This window comes from Oleiphilus sp. HI0066 (assembly GCF_001635725.1).
In genome coordinates this window covers 1-983 of record NZ_LWFH01001383.1, presented here as the reverse complement: position 1 = coordinate 983, position 983 = coordinate 1, and the positions used below count along the sequence as shown (strand labels likewise).

General features: G+C 43.8%; 1 pseudogene. It reads left to right on the top strand.

What is annotated here, in order from left to right:
* Positions 1–226: 226 nt before the first annotated feature.
* Positions 227–983 (top strand): annotated as a pseudogene (locus A3738_RS20925) (zeta toxin family protein); the annotation flags it as partial.

The window sequence follows — 983 nt, the reverse complement described above, 5'->3', positions numbered from 1 at the left end:
CTACCATTTAATTTCCAGCCTAGCTAAATCAACGTTAATTTTGCCTCATAATGGTGCGCACGGCGTGTCGTTACTACCTGATGCGCAATTTTAGTTCGCTTAACTGTCAGGTTGCTTTCCATCAGACCCTACGCTTAAACGCTTTGGCGCATCAAAGACCATTTGGTATGCATCATGCACTAGTTACGATACGTGATACGCAACAAGTGAACGGATCGAGATCATCGTGCAAGTGATAGATAAATTCTTAGAAGAAGAGCGTCTGCCAAAAAGTTTTAGAAACACAGCCTCGCGATACTTCGATCCCGTTGTAGATGCTTTGCTACGCTATCGGGCGCCCATGAAAGAACCTGTGTTTATTGGGCTAGTTGGTTGCCAAGGGTCAGGCAAATCAACCCTTTGTAAGTATTTTGCCAATTCATTAAAGGAGCAGGGTGCGAAAGTCGTTAGTTTGTCACTCGACGATTTTTATCTTGGAAAACTGGATCGTAAGCATCTTGCTTTAAGTGTCCATCCTCTGTTTGCAACGCGCGGTGTACCATGTACACACGACGTATCTAGGATTCGGGAAGTTCTTGAAGCCCTTCGAGAAAATACAGGGGAAATCAAACTGCCAGCGTTTAATAAGGCGACCGACGATGTAGTCCCTGCTGAAAACGAAATCGTCGTTGCAACTAACCCAGATTTTGTAATTTTTGAAGGCTGGTGTTGGGGCGTTGAAGCCGTTGATGAAGCCTTACTAGATGCACCATGTAACGCGCTAGAGGAAATTGAAGATCCTGAACGAATATGGCGTTTAGAAGTTAATCGTGCATTGCGTCAAAGTTATGAGCCGCTGTATCGCTTTTTTGATCTGTGGTGTTTTTTAAAAGCGCCGTCTTTTGCTTCTGTTTACGAATGGCGACTACAACAAGAGAAGAAATTAATAGACACGCTCAAGCCAGAAGATGCTGCTGATGGAATTCTTGATGAGAAAAGTTTGA